Origin of the sequence: Klebsiella sp. Q11, from assembly GCF_964241505.1 — a bacterium.
GTDB lineage: Bacteria > Pseudomonadota > Gammaproteobacteria > Enterobacterales > Enterobacteriaceae > Klebsiella > Klebsiella michiganensis.
The window spans coordinates 1-13,780 of record NZ_CAXSXW010000010.1 but is presented as its reverse complement, the minus strand read 5'-3'; the positions used below and the strand labels follow the sequence as shown (position 1 = coordinate 13,780).

At 54.6% G+C, this 13,780-nt stretch carries 16 protein-coding genes; 7 read left to right on the top strand and 9 right to left on the bottom strand.

All coding sequences use genetic code 11. The features are described from left to right. Positions 1-5: 5 nt before the first annotated feature. From ACESQ2_RS17325 to tilS, 3 genes are all read left to right on the top strand, one after another. A complete protein-coding gene (locus ACESQ2_RS17325) occupies positions 6-2,144 on the top strand; it encodes a lysine decarboxylase LdcC (protein ID WP_025107388.1) in 2,139 nt (712 codons plus the stop codon). 62 nt (positions 2,145-2,206) lie between these two features. Continuing rightward, a complete protein-coding gene (locus ACESQ2_RS17320; protein WP_373170989.1) occupies positions 2,207-2,596 on the top strand; it encodes a VOC family protein in 390 nt (129 codons plus the stop codon). A 63-nt stretch (positions 2,597-2,659) separates the two neighbouring features. Then, positions 2,660-3,967: a tRNA lysidine(34) synthetase TilS gene (gene tilS, locus ACESQ2_RS17315; RefSeq protein ID WP_373171055.1), complete on the top strand. Its 1,308-nt coding sequence runs from the start codon at positions 2,660-2,662 to the stop codon at positions 3,965-3,967. Between the two features lie 15 nt (positions 3,968-3,982). On the opposite strand, the gene rof is transcribed toward tilS, so the two are convergent. Next, positions 3,983-4,243 (bottom strand): Rho-binding antiterminator, encoded by a 261-nt coding sequence (gene rof / locus ACESQ2_RS17310; protein WP_004098776.1) that lies wholly within the window; start codon positions 4,241-4,243, stop codon positions 3,983-3,985. Continuing rightward, entirely contained in the window at positions 4,230-4,430 is a 201-nt protein-coding gene (locus ACESQ2_RS17305; protein ID WP_004098778.1) for a YaeP family protein, read from the bottom strand. The genes rof and ACESQ2_RS17305 overlap by 14 nt, the downstream gene beginning before the upstream one ends. Positions 4,431-4,626: 196 nt before the next feature. Between ACESQ2_RS17305 and ACESQ2_RS17300 the strand changes: the two genes are divergently transcribed. From ACESQ2_RS17300 to nlpE, 3 genes are read left to right on the top strand one after another with little or no spacing between them, the layout of a single operon-like run. Continuing rightward, the gene (locus ACESQ2_RS17300) at positions 4,627-5,172 is read left to right on the top strand and encodes a YaeQ family protein (RefSeq protein WP_004098780.1); all 546 of its coding nucleotides are present in this window, start codon (positions 4,627-4,629) and stop codon (positions 5,170-5,172) included. Continuing rightward, positions 5,169-5,582, top strand: a complete 414-nt coding sequence (arfB, locus tag ACESQ2_RS17295; protein WP_046878560.1) for an alternative ribosome rescue aminoacyl-tRNA hydrolase ArfB — start codon at positions 5,169-5,171, stop codon at positions 5,580-5,582. The genes ACESQ2_RS17300 and arfB overlap by 4 nt, the downstream gene beginning before the upstream one ends. A 41-nt stretch (positions 5,583-5,623) precedes the next feature. After that, positions 5,624-6,325 carry an envelope stress response activation lipoprotein NlpE gene (gene nlpE, locus ACESQ2_RS17290; RefSeq protein WP_148675397.1) on the top strand — a complete coding sequence of 234 codons (702 nt, stop codon included), beginning with the start codon at positions 5,624-5,626 and terminating at the stop codon, positions 6,323-6,325. Here the strand turns inward: nlpE and ACESQ2_RS17285 are convergent, their stop codons facing one another. The 7 genes from ACESQ2_RS17285 to metN form a co-directional block, all read right to left on the bottom strand. Next, positions 6,326-7,147, bottom strand: a complete 822-nt coding sequence (locus ACESQ2_RS17285; protein ID WP_049069144.1) for a YaeF family permuted papain-like enzyme — start codon at positions 7,145-7,147, stop codon at positions 6,326-6,328. 51 nt (positions 7,148-7,198) lie between these two features. Beyond that, positions 7,199-8,917, bottom strand: a complete 1,719-nt coding sequence (proS, locus tag ACESQ2_RS17280; protein WP_014837454.1) for a proline--tRNA ligase — start codon at positions 8,915-8,917, stop codon at positions 7,199-7,201. 110 nt (positions 8,918-9,027) lie between these two features. Continuing rightward, positions 9,028-9,735 (bottom strand): tRNA (N6-threonylcarbamoyladenosine(37)-N6)-methyltransferase TrmO, encoded by a 708-nt coding sequence (gene tsaA, locus ACESQ2_RS17275; RefSeq protein ID WP_032748069.1) that lies wholly within the window; start codon positions 9,733-9,735, stop codon positions 9,028-9,030. Continuing rightward, positions 9,732-10,139 carry an Rcs stress response system protein RcsF gene (gene rcsF, locus ACESQ2_RS17270; protein ID WP_004098790.1) on the bottom strand — a complete coding sequence of 136 codons (408 nt, stop codon included), beginning with the start codon at positions 10,137-10,139 and terminating at the stop codon, positions 9,732-9,734. The genes tsaA and rcsF overlap by 4 nt, the downstream gene beginning before the upstream one ends. Before the next feature lie 108 nt (positions 10,140-10,247). After that, entirely contained in the window at positions 10,248-11,063 is an 816-nt protein-coding gene (gene metQ / locus ACESQ2_RS17265; protein WP_004098791.1) for a methionine ABC transporter substrate-binding lipoprotein MetQ, read from the bottom strand. A gap of 37 nt (positions 11,064-11,100) precedes the next feature. Next, positions 11,101-11,754: a methionine ABC transporter permease MetI gene (locus ACESQ2_RS17260; RefSeq protein WP_004098792.1), complete on the bottom strand. Its 654-nt coding sequence runs from the start codon at positions 11,752-11,754 to the stop codon at positions 11,101-11,103. Next, positions 11,747-12,778, bottom strand: coding sequence for a methionine ABC transporter ATP-binding protein MetN (gene metN, locus ACESQ2_RS17255; RefSeq protein ID WP_004098793.1), 1,032 nt, complete (start codon positions 12,776-12,778; stop codon positions 11,747-11,749). Before metN ends, ACESQ2_RS17260 begins: the two co-directional genes overlap by 8 nt. Before the next feature lie 188 nt (positions 12,779-12,966). Between metN and gmhB the strand changes: the two genes are divergently transcribed. Beyond that, a complete protein-coding gene (gene gmhB, locus ACESQ2_RS17250) occupies positions 12,967-13,533 on the top strand; it encodes a D-glycero-beta-D-manno-heptose 1,7-bisphosphate 7-phosphatase (RefSeq protein ID WP_373170983.1) in 567 nt (188 codons plus the stop codon). The last annotated feature ends 247 nt before the right edge of the window (positions 13,534-13,780 follow it).

Genomic DNA, 13,780 nt, shown 5'->3' with positions numbered 1-13,780 from the left:
AAAGCGTGAATATTATTGCGATCATGGGTCCCCACGGCGTCTATTATAAAGACGAACCGATCAAAGAACTGGAAGCCGCCCTGCAACGGCAAGGTTTCCAGACCATCTGGCCGCAAAATAGCGCCGATCTTTTGCAATTTATCGAGCATAATCCGCGGATCTGCGGGGTTATTTTTGACTGGGATGAATACAGCGTTGATCTGTGCAGCGATATTAATTGCTTAAATGAATATCTGCCGCTGTACGCATTTATCAACGCCCATTCGACGATGGACGTCAGCAGCCAGGACCTGCGCATGACGCTATGGTTCTTTGAATACGCGCTGGGGCTGGCGGAAGAGATCGCTACCCGCATCGGTCAATACACCCGCGAATACCTCGACAACATAACCCCGCCGTTTACCAAAGCCTTGTTCAACTATGTGCAGGAGGGGAAATATACTTTCTGTACCCCCGGGCATATGGGCGGCTCGGCATATCAAAAAAGTCCGGTGGGCTGTCTGTTTTATGATTTCTTTGGCGGGAATACCCTAAAGGCCGACGTCTCTATTTCCGTGACGGAGCTGGGATCGCTGCTCGATCATAGCGGTCCGCATCTGGAGGCGGAAGAGTATATTGCCCGCGCATTCGGCGCCGAACAGAGCTATATGGTGACCAACGGAACCTCGACGTCAAATAAGATTGTCGGTATGTATTCCGCTCCGGCGGGCAGCACCCTGCTTATCGATCGCAACTGCCATAAATCGTTGGCTCATTTACTGATGATGAGCGACGTGGTGCCGCTGTGGCTAAAGCCGACGCGCAATGCGCTAGGGATCCTCGGCGGCATACCCAAGCGCGAATTTACCCGCGACAGTATTCAGCAAAAGGTTAATGCGACAGGCGGCGCCGGGTGGCCTGTGCATGCGGTGATCACCAACTCCACCTATGACGGACTGCTGTATAACACCACCTGGATCAAAGAGACCCTCGACGTACCGTCAATCCACTTTGATTCCGCCTGGGTGCCCTATACCCATTTTCATCCGATCTATCAGGGTAAAAGCGGGATGAGCGGCGATCGTATTGCGGGGAAAGTGATCTTTGAAACGCAGTCGACGCATAAAATGCTGGCCGCGCTATCGCAGGCTTCGCTGATTCATATTAAAGGCAGCTATGATGAGGATACCTTCAATGAAGCCTTTATGATGCACACCTCGACCTCCCCGAGCTACCCGATCGTTGCCTCCATTGAGACGGCTGCCGCCATGCTGCGCGGCAACTCCGGCAGACGACTGATTCAGCGTTCGATTGAGCGGGCGCTGGATTTTCGTAAAGAGGTGCAGCGGTTGCGCGAAGAGTCTGACGGCTGGTTTTTTGATATCTGGCAGCCGGAAGAGGTGGGGGAAGCGCAGTGCTGGCCGGTTTCACCCGGAGAAAGGTGGCATGGCTTTCAGGACGCCGATGACGACCATATGTTCCTCGATCCGGTGAAAGTCACCATTCTGACGCCCGGTATGGACGAGCAGGGCAACATGGATAGCGAAGGCATTCCGGCCGCGCTGGTGGCGAAGTTCCTTGATGAGCGCGGCGTGGTGGTAGAAAAAACCGGGCCGTACAACCTGCTGTTCCTGTTCAGTATCGGTATAGATAAAACCCGGGCGATGGGGCTGCTGCGCGGATTGACCGAGTTCAAACGCGCTTACGATCTCAATTTACGGGTGAAAAACATGCTGCCGGATCTGTACGCCGAAGATCCGGATTTTTACCGCAACATGCGTATTCAGGATCTGGCCCAGGGTATTCATCGTCTGATTCGCCAGCACCAGCTCTCGCAGCTGATGCTTAGCGCTTTCGACGTCCTGCCGGAGATGAAAATGACGCCGCATCAGGCCTGGCAGCGGCAGATTAAAGGCGAAGTGGAAACCATTGAACTGGAGAATCTGGTCGGGCGTATTTCAGCGAATATGATCCTACCGTACCCGCCCGGCGTGCCGCTGCTGATGCCCGGCGAGATGATCGCCGAAGAGAGCCGCGCGGTGCTCAATTTCCTGCTTATGCTGTGCTCCATCGGCCGCCACTATCCGGGGTTCGAAACCGATATCCACGGTGCGAAACGCGATGAAGACGGCGTGTACTGGGTTCGAGTCTTAAAAAATGACTAAGCGCTTGCGCACTCACGAACTGAACGAGTAACGTTGTTGGCTTCAACTGGAGGAGTTGTACCATGCTGGGTTTAAAACGGGTTCACCATATCGCCATCATTGCGACGGATTATGCGAAGAGTAAAGCCTTCTACTGCGACATTCTGGGGTTCACCCTGCAGGGCGAGTTCTATCGCCAGGAGCGTGATTCATGGAAGGGCGATCTGGCGCTGAATGGCGAATATGTCATTGAACTCTTTTCATTCCCGTTTCCTCCTGCGCGTCCGAGCCGCCCCGAAGCCTGCGGGCTGCGCCATCTGGCGTTTAGCGTTGATGATGTCGATGCCGCCGTTGCGCATCTTGAGACCCACGGCGTGGCCTGTGAAGGCGTTCGTATCGACCCCTTCACCGGTAAACGATTCACCTTTTTTAACGATCCGGACGGGCTACCGCTGGAGATTTATCAGCAGTAATTCTTGTCAGAGCGTGTTCTGCCGGGTAACGTGCCGGACACGCTTTCCTCAGTTAGTACTCTCATGATGATGATCCCAGACATGGTGCAAACGCTACAGCCGCACCGCCATTTTTTAGTGGCCTTTAGCGGCGGGCTGGATTCGAGCGTGCTCCTGTATCGCCTGGTTTGCTGGCGCGAACAGGAGCCTACCGTTCAGCTGCGGGCGATGCATATTCACCACGGCCTCAGCGCGAACGCCGACGATTGGGTGGCGCACTGCCGACAAATATGCCAGCAGTGGCAGGTACCGCTTTTGGTTGAACGGGTGGTGCTCGCCGATGAGGGGCTGGGGATTGAGGCCCACGCGCGTCAGGCGCGCTATCAGGCTTTCCGTTCGGCGCTATTACCCGGCGAAGCGCTGGTGACGGCACAGCATCTTGACGACCAGTGTGAAACCTTTCTGTTGGCGCTTAAGCGGGGGAGCGGCCCAACCGGGCTTTCGGCGATGGCCGGCGAGTCCGATTTTGCCGGGACGAAACTGTTGCGTCCGCTGCTTAACGAAAGCCGCGACTCCCTGCACCGGTGGGCGATAGCCCATCAGCTCAGCTGGATTGAAGACGAAAGTAACCAGGACGACGCCTACGATCGCAATTTTCTCCGCCTGCGAATTGTTCCGCTGCTTAACGCTCGCTGGCCGCACTTCGCCGAGGCCGTAGCGCGCAGCGCCAGCCTGTGCGGCGAGCAGGAACAGCTGCTGGATGAAATGCTCGCGGCGGAGCTGGCAACGCTGGTGGCGGAGGATGGCGCGTTGACTATCGAACCGTTGACGGCCATGAGCGCGCCGCGTCGGGCCGCGCTGCTGCGCCGCTGGCTGGCTGGGCTCAATGCGCCGATGCCTTCGCGCGAGATGCCGGAGCGTATCTGGCGTGAAGTGGCGATGGCGCGCGAGGATGCGTATCCCTGCCTGCGCCTTGGCCACTTCGCCGTTCGTCGCTATCAGCAACGGCTGCACTGGGTGAAATATCTCCCCGGACAGAGCGAGACGGTGCTGGCGTGGCGCGATATTGCCAGGCCGCTGCCGTTACCCGACGGCCTTGGCGAACTGAAGCTCCTGGCCGGCGGCCCGTTACGCGGCCCGCGCCAGGATGAAGCGGTCACTATTCGTTTTCGCGCCAGCGGTAATCTGCATATCGTCGGCCGGCAGGGCGGCCGCAAGCTGAAGAAAATCTGGCAGGAGCTCAACGTTGCTCCCTGGCGGCGCGATACCACGCCGCTGCTGTTTTACGGCGAAACGCTTATCGCCGCAGCCGATGGTCTGTTTATTACCGTCGATGGGAAAGTTCAGGAAGGTGAAGGCGTGCAGATGATGTGGATGAAAACGGGCGGCTGAGCCACCCGTTTTGCTTCAGGACTCGCTAACCACTACCGTACCGATTTCCGGATGGCTGAAGCTGGCGATTTTATCCAGGCGCAGTTCGCGGACGTCACCGGCGAGCTCCACGACGAGATACTCGATATTTTTGCGCGAGATAAGATCGTTGGCCTTCGCTTGCAGCTGTTCGCCATCTTTGAGCTCCAGCGCCAGGACCAGATGGTGCTGACAGGCAAGTTCGAGGTTGTCATAATCATCGCAATTGATGGGTTGATAAGTATCATTCATTGACATAATCGCTCACCAGTAAGTTTGCCGCCGCATATGCGGCCTTTTCCCTGACTGACTCAGCAAGGGCCTGATCCGCCGCAACCTCATTCAATACTTTCAACACGCAACCTAGCGCATCCGGGATATACCCAAGGTCCCCGCTGGCTATTTCCGCATACCGCTTGCGTATTAACTCACAATATTTGTCCACATGCCCTCCTGTCAGCGTTCTGACTTAACCGTGGGATGTAAGTTTAAGCCTACGAAGATAAACTCTGTTTAGCAAGGTGACTATACCATAGTCATTTAAGCAATATCAGCAGGATGAAAGGGGATCCTGCGATTGCTGACAGCCTTTTGCCGCCAGTTTCGCTACAATGAACGCCATTTTTATCAGGAGTTTCCTCATGGCGCTGAAAGCGACGATTTATAAAGCGACGGTGAACGTGGCCGACCTGGACCGCAACCAGTTTCTGGATGCCAGTTTGACGCTTGCCCAGCATCCGTCAGAAACCCAGGAGCGCATGATGCTGCGCCTGCTGGCGTGGATGAAATACGCCGACGAGCGGCTGCAGTTTACCCGCGGTTTGTCTTCCGATGATGAAGCTGAACTCTGGCTGCTAAACGATCATCTGGGCGTTGATCTGTGGATCGAACTGGGGCTGCCGGACGAACGGCGGATTAAAAAAGCCTGTTCGCGGGCGCAAGAGGTGGCGCTGTTTGCCTATAATAGCCGGGCGGCAGAAATCTGGTGGCAGCAAAATAAAAGCAAAATGGCACAGTTTTCAAAGCTAACCGTATGGTATTTAGATGATACTCAGCTGGCGCAGCTCAGTGCTTTTGCCGATCGGACAATGTCGCTACAGGCGACTATCCAGGATGGCGCTATCTGGTTATCTGACGCTAAGAATAATCTGGAAATTCATTTAACGGCCTGGCAAACATCCGCATGATTACGATTAGCCGCAGCGTGGCGATTGCGGATGACGAGGTCTCACTTTCCGGGATACGCGCCCAGGGGGCGGGCGGTCAGCATGTCAATAAAGCATCGACGGCTATCCATTTGCGCTTTGATATTAAGGCATCGAGCCTGCCCGAGTATTATAAGGAACGTCTGCTTACCTCCAGCCATCACTTAATTTCTGCCGAGGGTGTGGTTATCATTAAGGCTCAGGAATATCGCAGCCAGGAGATGAATCGCGAAGCGGCGATTGCGCGTCTGGTTGCCTTAATACAAGAATTAACCGCAGTGCAGAAGCGCCGCCGGGAGACGCGGCCGACCAGAGCGTCAAAAGAGCGCCGGCTTGCCTCAAAGGCGCAAAAATCCTCAGTTAAGGCGCTGCGTGGGAAAGTTCGTCCTTAAAGGCATGGCGAACCGGTGGAATGGATAATAAGGAATTTACAGTGAAGAAAATCGTATTTTCAGTCGTGGCGGCATGCTCGCTTTTTGCCCTATTCGGCTGTAACCATCGCGCGGAGATGGACACGCTACAACCCGCGCCGATGGAAGAGCTAAAGCCGATGCAGCAGAGCTGGCGCGGCGTGCTGCCGTGCGCCGACTGCGAAGGCATCGAAACTTCGCTCTTTCTTGAGAAAGACGGCACCTGGGTGATGAACGAGCGGTATCAGGGCGTCAGTCGCGAGCCTTCCTCCTTTGCTTCCTATGGCACCTGGGCGCGCACGGCCGATAAGCTGGTGCTGACCGACAGCAAAGGCGAGAAGTCTTACTATCGGGCGAAGGGCGACAAGCTGGAAATGCTCGATCGCGACGGTAATCCCCTCGAGTCTACGCTGAACTATACGCTTGAGTCAGTCAAAGCCAGCCTGCCCATCACGCCAATGGCGATGCGCGGAATGTACTTCTATATGGCGGATGCCGCGACCTTTACCGATTGCGCAACCGGCAAGCGAGTGGCAGTCGCGAATAACGCGCAGCTCGAGCGTGATTATGCCGCGGCGCGCGGAACGGATACTCGCCCGGTGCTGCTGGTGGTCGAGGGGCACTTTACGCTGGAAGCGAATCCGGATTCGGGAGCGCCGGTTAAAGTTCTGGCGGTGGATTCACCAGGCAAGTTTTATCAAAAAGAAGACTGCAATTCTCGTTAGTTAATTGAGTCCTACGAGACGGCTTGTCTTGATATAAATTCCCAATTTAAGATGCCCGATATACTGCAATTGTATTTCGGGCTGAAAGTTTGCCACGTCCCCCTCACGCATATGAAGCAGGTCTGATGGGCTAATCCAGCCCGGTTGAGCCAGGGTCAGCGGGTGTCCGGCCTTCGCGAAGGCATCGCTGACAAACTCAGAACAAAACCACATTTTTTTGTCCCCGGAAACGGCATCGCTAAGCTGCGCTTTGGCCAGGCCATTCACGCACTGCTGGCGGAAATCTTTCGAAAAGGGATTCAGGGAGCAGAGCTGTTTGGTTACCATAAAGGGCACAAATTCAATGATGCCGCGATAGTTATAGCCGCTGTTTCTGTTTTTATAGGCGAAATTTTTAATGCCTGCGGCCTGTTGCGGCGTGAGGTCAGGCGCTCTTAGAGCAAACAGCTTATCGCTGTGCCGCATCGCTTGCTGGAGCGGAATAATCTGCACCCCAGCGCCGGTTGCTTCTGCAACCTGGTTATCACCGATATAGATAGCAACATGGCTAACGGACGATGTGCTAAAAGCACGAATCCCCAGGGACGTCACGCCAATGCTGGAAGAGAAAAGGAGATCGCCGGGGAGCAGGTCTTGTGCGTTAATTTCAGTCAGCGTGTTATTAGCCACCGAGCTCTGGCGCTGAAGTTTAACTGCCCATTGCTGCGATGGTGGCTTAATAGCGGAAGCGGAAGGCGCGGACCGGCTGACGTCTACCGTGCAGGCCGAAAGTAAAAACAATGCGGGAAAAAGCAGGACATAATTTGCCCGTTGTTTAGCCATGATTACAATCCTTGTAAAAAAGAGGCTCTGAAACCAGAGCCTCTTTTGGCGTTAACCTTTAATTTGTTGTACCAGGTAATTCACGATATCGCCGGTTTTAATCAGCTGCTTCTCGCCGCTGCGACGATATTTATATTCGATATCGTCGTTGTCGAGGTTACGGTCGCCCAGCACGATGGTGTGCGGAATACCGATAAGCTCCATATCGGCGAACATCACGCCCGGACGCTCTTTACGGTCGTCCATCAGCACGTCGATACCCAGCGCGCTCAGCTCTGCGTACAGCTTCTCGGCCAGCTCCTGCACGCGGTAGGATTTATGCATGTTCATCGGCAGAATCGCAACCTGGAACGGGGCGATAGCTTCCGGCCACAGAATCCCGCGATCGTCAAAGTTCTGCTCAATGGCGGCCGCCACCACGCGCGTCACACCGATACCGTAGCAGCCCATCGTCAGGATCTGGTTACGGCCATCTTCGCCCTGTACGGAGGCTTTCATCGCTTCAGAGTATTTGGTACCCAGCTGGAAGATGTGGCCCACTTCGATACCGCGTTTAATCAGCAGCGTACCTTTACCGTCCGGGCTCGGGTCACCCGCCACGACGTTACGGATATCAGCCACTTCAGGGGTGGCGACGTCGCGATCCCAGTTGATGCCGAAGTAGTGTTTCCCGTCGATGTTCGCGCCCGCGGCGAAATCGCTCATTGCGGCAACGGTACGGTCGATAATCACCGGAATGGGCATATTAACCGGGCCCAGAGAACCGGGACCTGCCTGCACCAGCGCGCGGATCTCTTCTTCGGTGGCGAAGGTCAGCGGGCTGGCGACCTGCGGCAGTTTTTCCGCTTTCACTTCGTTCAGCTCATGATCGCCGCGAACCAGCAGGGCAATCAGCGGAGACTTGCTGTCTTCTACCGCTTTGACCAGCAGGGTTTTCACCGTTTTCTCAATCGGCAGATTGAACTGCTCAACCAGCTCGGCGATGGTTTTGGCGTTCGGCGTATCGACCAGCGTCATTTCCTGAGTGGCGGCCGCGCGCGGCTCTTTCGGCGCAACGGCTTCGGCGAACTCAATATTGGCCGCGTAGTCGGAAGAGTCAGAGAAGATCACGTCATCTTCGCCGCTCTGCGCCAGCACCTGGAATTCGTGAGATGCGCTACCGCCGATAGAACCGGTGTCAGCCTGTACCGCACGGAAATCCAGGCCCATACGGCTGAAGATTTTGCTGTACGCGGCGTACATCGCGTCGTAGGTTTCCTGCAGAGATTCCTGAGAGGTATGGAAAGAGTAAGCATCTTTCATCAGGAATTCACGGGAACGCATCACGCCGAAACGCGGGCGCACTTCGTCACGGAATTTGGTCTGAATCTGATAGAAGTTCAGCGGCAGCTGTTTGTAAGAGCTCAGCTCGTTACGAATCAGGTCGGTGATCACTTCTTCATGAGTCGGGCCGAGTACGAACGGACGTTCGCCACGGTCAGCAATACGCAGCAGTTCCGGGCCGTACTGTTCCCAGCGACCACTCTCTTGCCACAGCTCAGAGGGCTGAACTACCGGCATTAACACCTCGATTGCACCGGCGTTGTTCATCTCTTCACGCACGATGTTTTCGACTTTTTTCAGGACGCGCACGCCGGTCGGCAGCCAGGTATATAACCCGGAGGCCAGCTTGCGGATCATCCCGGCGCGCAGCATCAGCTGATGGCTGATAACCTCGGCGTCGGCAGGTGTCTCCTTCAGAGTGGAGAGCAGGTATTGGCTAGTACGCATGTTGTTACGGTTCCATTTGGACGATCGATACAGGCTGGGAGCCAGCCTGACACAAAAAAGTGGTTTAGTTTACCAGTGTGGCAAAGATGCCAAAAGAGAGGAAAATAAAATTAGCGTGGTTCGAGAGAAAAGACTTCAAAACCGGACGAAATCACCCGCCAGCGCACGTTAAAATCCAGCAGCCAGACGGCGTAGGTCTTTCCCGGGTCTTCTTCTTTACGATATGCCGGGCGCGGATCTTGCGCCAGAACTTCGCTAATAAACACCTTAAGTCGGGGATAGCGCTTTTCCAGTTCTAAAAGCCGGGCTTCTGTTTCGGGCGTGAAGCTCACCGCCACTTCCGCCTGCGGTGCCTGCTGCGCGTAGCTCGCGCTGGCTTCCGGCAGCGCTTCGGCAAAGGGCAGGTAAGGTTTGATGTCCACGACCGGCGTACCATCCACCAGGTCCAGACTACCGAGTTCCAGAACGACGTGTTCTTTCTGGCAGCGAATACCTTTTAGCTCGACCAGCGACATACCGATTGGATTAGGACGAAAGGTCGAACGGGTGGCGAAAACGCCCATCCGCGCATTACCGCCGAGACGGGGAGGGCGCACGGTCGGGCGCCAGCCGCCTTCCATGGTCTGATGAAACACAAACAGGATCCACAGATGGCTGAAGTTTTCCAGGCCACGTACGGCATCGGCCTGGTTATAGGGGGGCAGAAGATGTAATTCGCCGCCGCCGTTTTTAACCAGCCCAGGCTGGCGGGGGACGGCAAATTTTTCTTTATAGGGCGAGCGAATAACGCCTATCTGCGCAAACTGAAAATCACTCATTGCGCCGTAACGTTAAGCGCTGAACCAAGGCAGACGGCCTGGCGGTAGCAGCCCGGAGTTCCGCTGGTCACTTCGCAGCGGTGCAGCAGCACGGCATTGGCTTTCATTTTTGCAGCGTTAATCTGCATGCGCTTGCGCGCCGTCGGGATATTGGGCGGAGAGTCTTGATTCGAGGCCTGGCATGATTCACCGGTGACTTCGCCGAGTTCGCGGAAAGGTTTACCCACCAATTCTGTTGCATCGGTATAGATTCTTACCGGGGCCGGACGCGTCGCTTTCGGTTTTGCCGGTTCCGATTTGGCAGGCGGGGTTACGGTGCTTTGTACAGGCTCGACGGGAGATCTGCTTAGCATAGAACAACCGCTTAACATGAGTGCTAACAAACAGACCGGTAAAGCACGCATAGTATTTCCTCAATAAATAATAAAACAGGGCGCTATTGAATCAGGTGCTTGCATAAATGACAAGACGGGCATAAAGCCCGTCCTGAATGATATTACGCTGAGAAAAGATTACCAGCCTTTCACCGCACCGCCATTAAAGATTTTGTTAGCCGCTTCGTAAACTTCATCACTCTGATAGGCCTGAACAAATTTCTTAACATTTTCCGCATCTTTGTTGTCTTCGCGAGCGACAATCAGGTTCACGTACGGAGACTCTTTACCTTCCACGAAAATACCGTCTTTTGCCGGCGTTAAGCCAATCTGGCTGGCATAGGTAGTATTGATAACCGCCAGAGCGATTTGCGCATCATCCAGAGAGCGCGGCAGCTGCGGGGCTTCCAGCTCAACAATTTTCAGGTTTTTCGGGTTTTCAATAATATCCAGAGAGGTTGGCAGCAGACCAACGCCTTCTTTCAGTTTGATCAGGCCAACCTGTTGCAGCAGCAGCAGAGAGCGGCCAAGGTTGGTGGGATCGTTAGGAATCGCGACCTGAGAGCCCGGCTGCAGTTCGTCCAGCGATTTAATTTTTTTCGAATAACCCGCAATCGGGTAAACAAAAGAGTTACCTACGGAAACCAGCTTGTAGCCGCGGTCTTTGATTTGCTGGTCAAGATACGGTTTATGCTGGAAGGCGTTAACGTCGATATCACCTTTGCTCAGCGCTTCGTTCGGCAGAACGTAGTCGTTGAAAGTCACCAGTTCGACATCAAGGCCGTATTTTTCTTTTGCTACTTTCTGCGCGACTTCCGCAACCTGCTGCTCCGCACCGACGATAACGCCGACTTTAATATGGTTAGGATCTTTTTCGTCCTGACCGCAACCCACCAGAGCCAGAGAACCGATTAACGCGCCGACTGCCGCAAAGGTTTTGAAATTAAAGGCCATGTTATTTCCTTCCTGTAAGATTCTGTATTGTGTAATGTTATTTGTGAGTCACAGCCCGGACGATACGATCGCCTGAGAATTGGATTAAGTACACCAGAATAACCAGCAGCACCAGTACGGTATTCATTACCGTTGCATTGTAGCCGATATAACCGTACTGATAGCCAATCTGCCCGAGACCACCGGCACCCACGGCGCCGCCCATCGCGGAATAGCCGACCAGCGTAATGAGCGTGATGGTTGCCGCATTCACCAGGCCCGGCAGCGCTTCCGGCAGCAGAACCTTACGCACGATCTGCATCGGCGTTGCGCCCATGGCGCGGGATGCTTCGATAAGGCCGGTGGGGATCTCCAGCAGGGCGTTTTCCACCATACGGGCGATGAACGGCGCGGCGCCGACCGTCAGCGGAACGATAGCCGCCTGCAGGCCAATCGACGTGCCAACGATCACGCGAGTGAATGGGATCATCCACACCAGCAGGATAATAAAAGGAATCGAGCGGAAAATATTCACCACCGCCGAAAGCGTGCGGTAGAGCTTCGCATTAGCGACAATTTGCCCCGGACGGGTGACGTACAGCAGCACGCCGACCGGCAGGCCGAGAACAAAACCGAAGAAGCCGGAGACAAACGTCATGGCCAGCGTTTCCCATACGCCGCGAACCAGCAGCCAAATCATTGGTTCAGACATATCCCAGTACCTCTACTTTTACATGGTGTTCCTGTAGCCAGGCGATTGCGGCCTGGGTATCTTCCTGCGTGCCGTGCATCTCAGTGAGCATAATGCCGAACTTCACGCCGCCCGCGTAATCCATCTGCGCGCTAATAATGTTGTTATTCACATTAAAACGACGGGCAGTCTCAGAAAGAAGCGGGGCATCAACGGAGTGACCCGTAAACTCCATGCGCAGCATGGGCACGCTATCGGGAAGCGCTTCAGGTTTAAGGCGGGCCTGATAATCATCCGGGATATCAAGGTGCAGCGTTGACTGAATAAACTGTTGCGCCAGCGGGGTTTTGGGATGAGAGAAGACCTCACTCACCGTATCCTGTTCAATCAGCTGGCCGTTGCTGATAACGGCAACGCAATCGCAGATGCGTTTGACGACATCCATTTCATGGGTAATCAGCAAAATCGTCAGGCCCAGGCGACGGTTGATATCTTTCAGCAGTTCCAGAATTGAACGCGTAGTGGCCGGGTCCAGAGCGCTGGTGGCTTCGTCGCAGAGCAGGACTTTTGGATTGCTCGCCAGCGCACGGGCGATGGCCACGCGCTGTTTTTGACCGCCGGAGAGATTTGCCGGATAGCTATCGTGTTTATCCCCCAGACCGACGAGATCGAGCAGCTCGGTCACCCGGCGCTTGATTTCATCTTTCGGCGTATTGTCGAGCTCCAGAGGCAACGCCACGTTGCCGAATACGGTGCGTGAGGCAAGCAGGTTAAAGTGCTGGAAGATCATGCCAATCTGGCGACGAGCGCGAGTGAGCTCTTTTTCTGACAGCGCCGTTAGTTCCTGGCCGCCCACCTGTACGCTGCCCTGCGTTGGACGTTCGAGCAGGTTAACGCAGCGGATTAACGTACTTTTACCCGCGCCGGAAGCGCCGATGACGCCATAAATTTGCCCGGCGGGGACATGCAGGCTGACATCGTTCAGCGCCTGTATGCTGCGATTTCCCTGCTGGAACACTTTGGTAATATTCGAAAGTTTAATCATCAGTTATTTATTATCGTTTAGCCGTTTGCCGTGGCATTTTCTTCTGCCGTGTCCAGGCGATGCCTGTCAATGAAATGGATGTTAAGGCATCCAGACGTCTAAATCAATCTGACTCTGTATAATGAGCACTTTCTTGCGTCCGGAAACATGCGATACTACGCGCATTAGCCTTTATCAGGAGCAAACCGGTGGCAATGTCAGTACCCGCAATTTTTCTTGACCGTGATGGCACGATTAACGTCGATCACGGCTATGTCCATGAAATCGACAACTTTGAATTTATCGATGGCGTCATTGACGCAATGCGTCAATTAAAGGAGATGGGCTACGCGCTGGTGCTGGTGACCAACCAGTCCGGTATCGCCCGCGGTAAGTTTACTGAAGAGCAGTTTGAAACGCTGACGGAGTGGATGGACTGGTCGCTGGCCGATCGCGGCGTTGACCTGGATGGCATCTATTATTGTCCGCACCACCCGCAGGGAACCGTTGAAGAGTTTCGCCAGACCTGCGACTGCCGCAAGCCGCATCCGGGGATGCTGATTTCGGCGCGCGACTATCTGCATATTGATATGGCGGCTTCTTTTATGGTTGGCGATAAAGTCGAAGATATGCAGGCAGCTCTGGCGGCCAATGTCGGCACGAAAGTATTAGTGCGCACCGGCAAGCCGGTGACCCCAGAAGCCGAAAGTGCCGCTGATTGGGTACTTAATAGCCTGGCAGACCTGCCGGATGCTATCAAAAAGCAGAAAAAATAAGCGTTATGTATAAAAGGTGAGCGGTTGAAATAAAATTGCATTTTACCGCTTGTCACCGCCGAATAACTCCCTATAATGCGCTCCCACTGACACGGCAGATGTGAATCACTTCACAAACAACCGGGTCGGTTGAAGAGAAAAAATCCTGAAATAACGGGTTGACTCTGAAAGAGGAAAGCGTAATATACGCCACCTCGCAACGGTGAGCGAAAGCCGCGTTGCACTGCTCTTTAACAATTTATCAGAC

What these genes read in the sequence shown, in the direction of transcription:
- ACESQ2_RS17320 (WP_373170989.1), top strand. Translation starts at nt 2,207, where the DNA reads ATGCTGGGTTTAAAACGGGTTCACCATATCGCCATCATTGCGACGGAT.
- tilS (WP_373171055.1), top strand. Translation starts at nt 2,660, where the DNA reads ATGATGATGATCCCAGACATGGTGCAAACGCTACAGCCGCACCGCCAT.
- rof (WP_004098776.1), bottom strand. Translation starts at nt 4,243, where the DNA reads ATGTCAATGAATGATACTTATCAACCCATCAATTGCGATGATTATGAC.
- ACESQ2_RS17300 (WP_004098780.1), top strand. Translation starts at nt 4,627, where the DNA reads ATGGCGCTGAAAGCGACGATTTATAAAGCGACGGTGAACGTGGCCGAC.
- arfB (WP_046878560.1), top strand. Translation starts at nt 5,169, where the DNA reads ATGATTACGATTAGCCGCAGCGTGGCGATTGCGGATGACGAGGTCTCA.
- ACESQ2_RS17285 (WP_049069144.1), bottom strand. Translation starts at nt 7,147, where the DNA reads ATGGCTAAACAACGGGCAAATTATGTCCTGCTTTTTCCCGCATTGTTT.
- proS (WP_014837454.1), bottom strand. Translation starts at nt 8,917, where the DNA reads ATGCGTACTAGCCAATACCTGCTCTCCACTCTGAAGGAGACACCTGCC.
- tsaA (WP_032748069.1), bottom strand. Translation starts at nt 9,735, where the DNA reads ATGAGTGATTTTCAGTTTGCGCAGATAGGCGTTATTCGCTCGCCCTAT.
- rcsF (WP_004098790.1), bottom strand. Translation starts at nt 10,139, where the DNA reads ATGCGTGCTTTACCGGTCTGTTTGTTAGCACTCATGTTAAGCGGTTGT.
- metQ (WP_004098791.1), bottom strand. Translation starts at nt 11,063, where the DNA reads ATGGCCTTTAATTTCAAAACCTTTGCGGCAGTCGGCGCGTTAATCGGT.
- ACESQ2_RS17260 (WP_004098792.1), bottom strand. Translation starts at nt 11,754, where the DNA reads ATGTCTGAACCAATGATTTGGCTGCTGGTTCGCGGCGTATGGGAAACG.
- metN (WP_004098793.1), bottom strand. Translation starts at nt 12,778, where the DNA reads ATGATTAAACTTTCGAATATTACCAAAGTGTTCCAGCAGGGAAATCGC.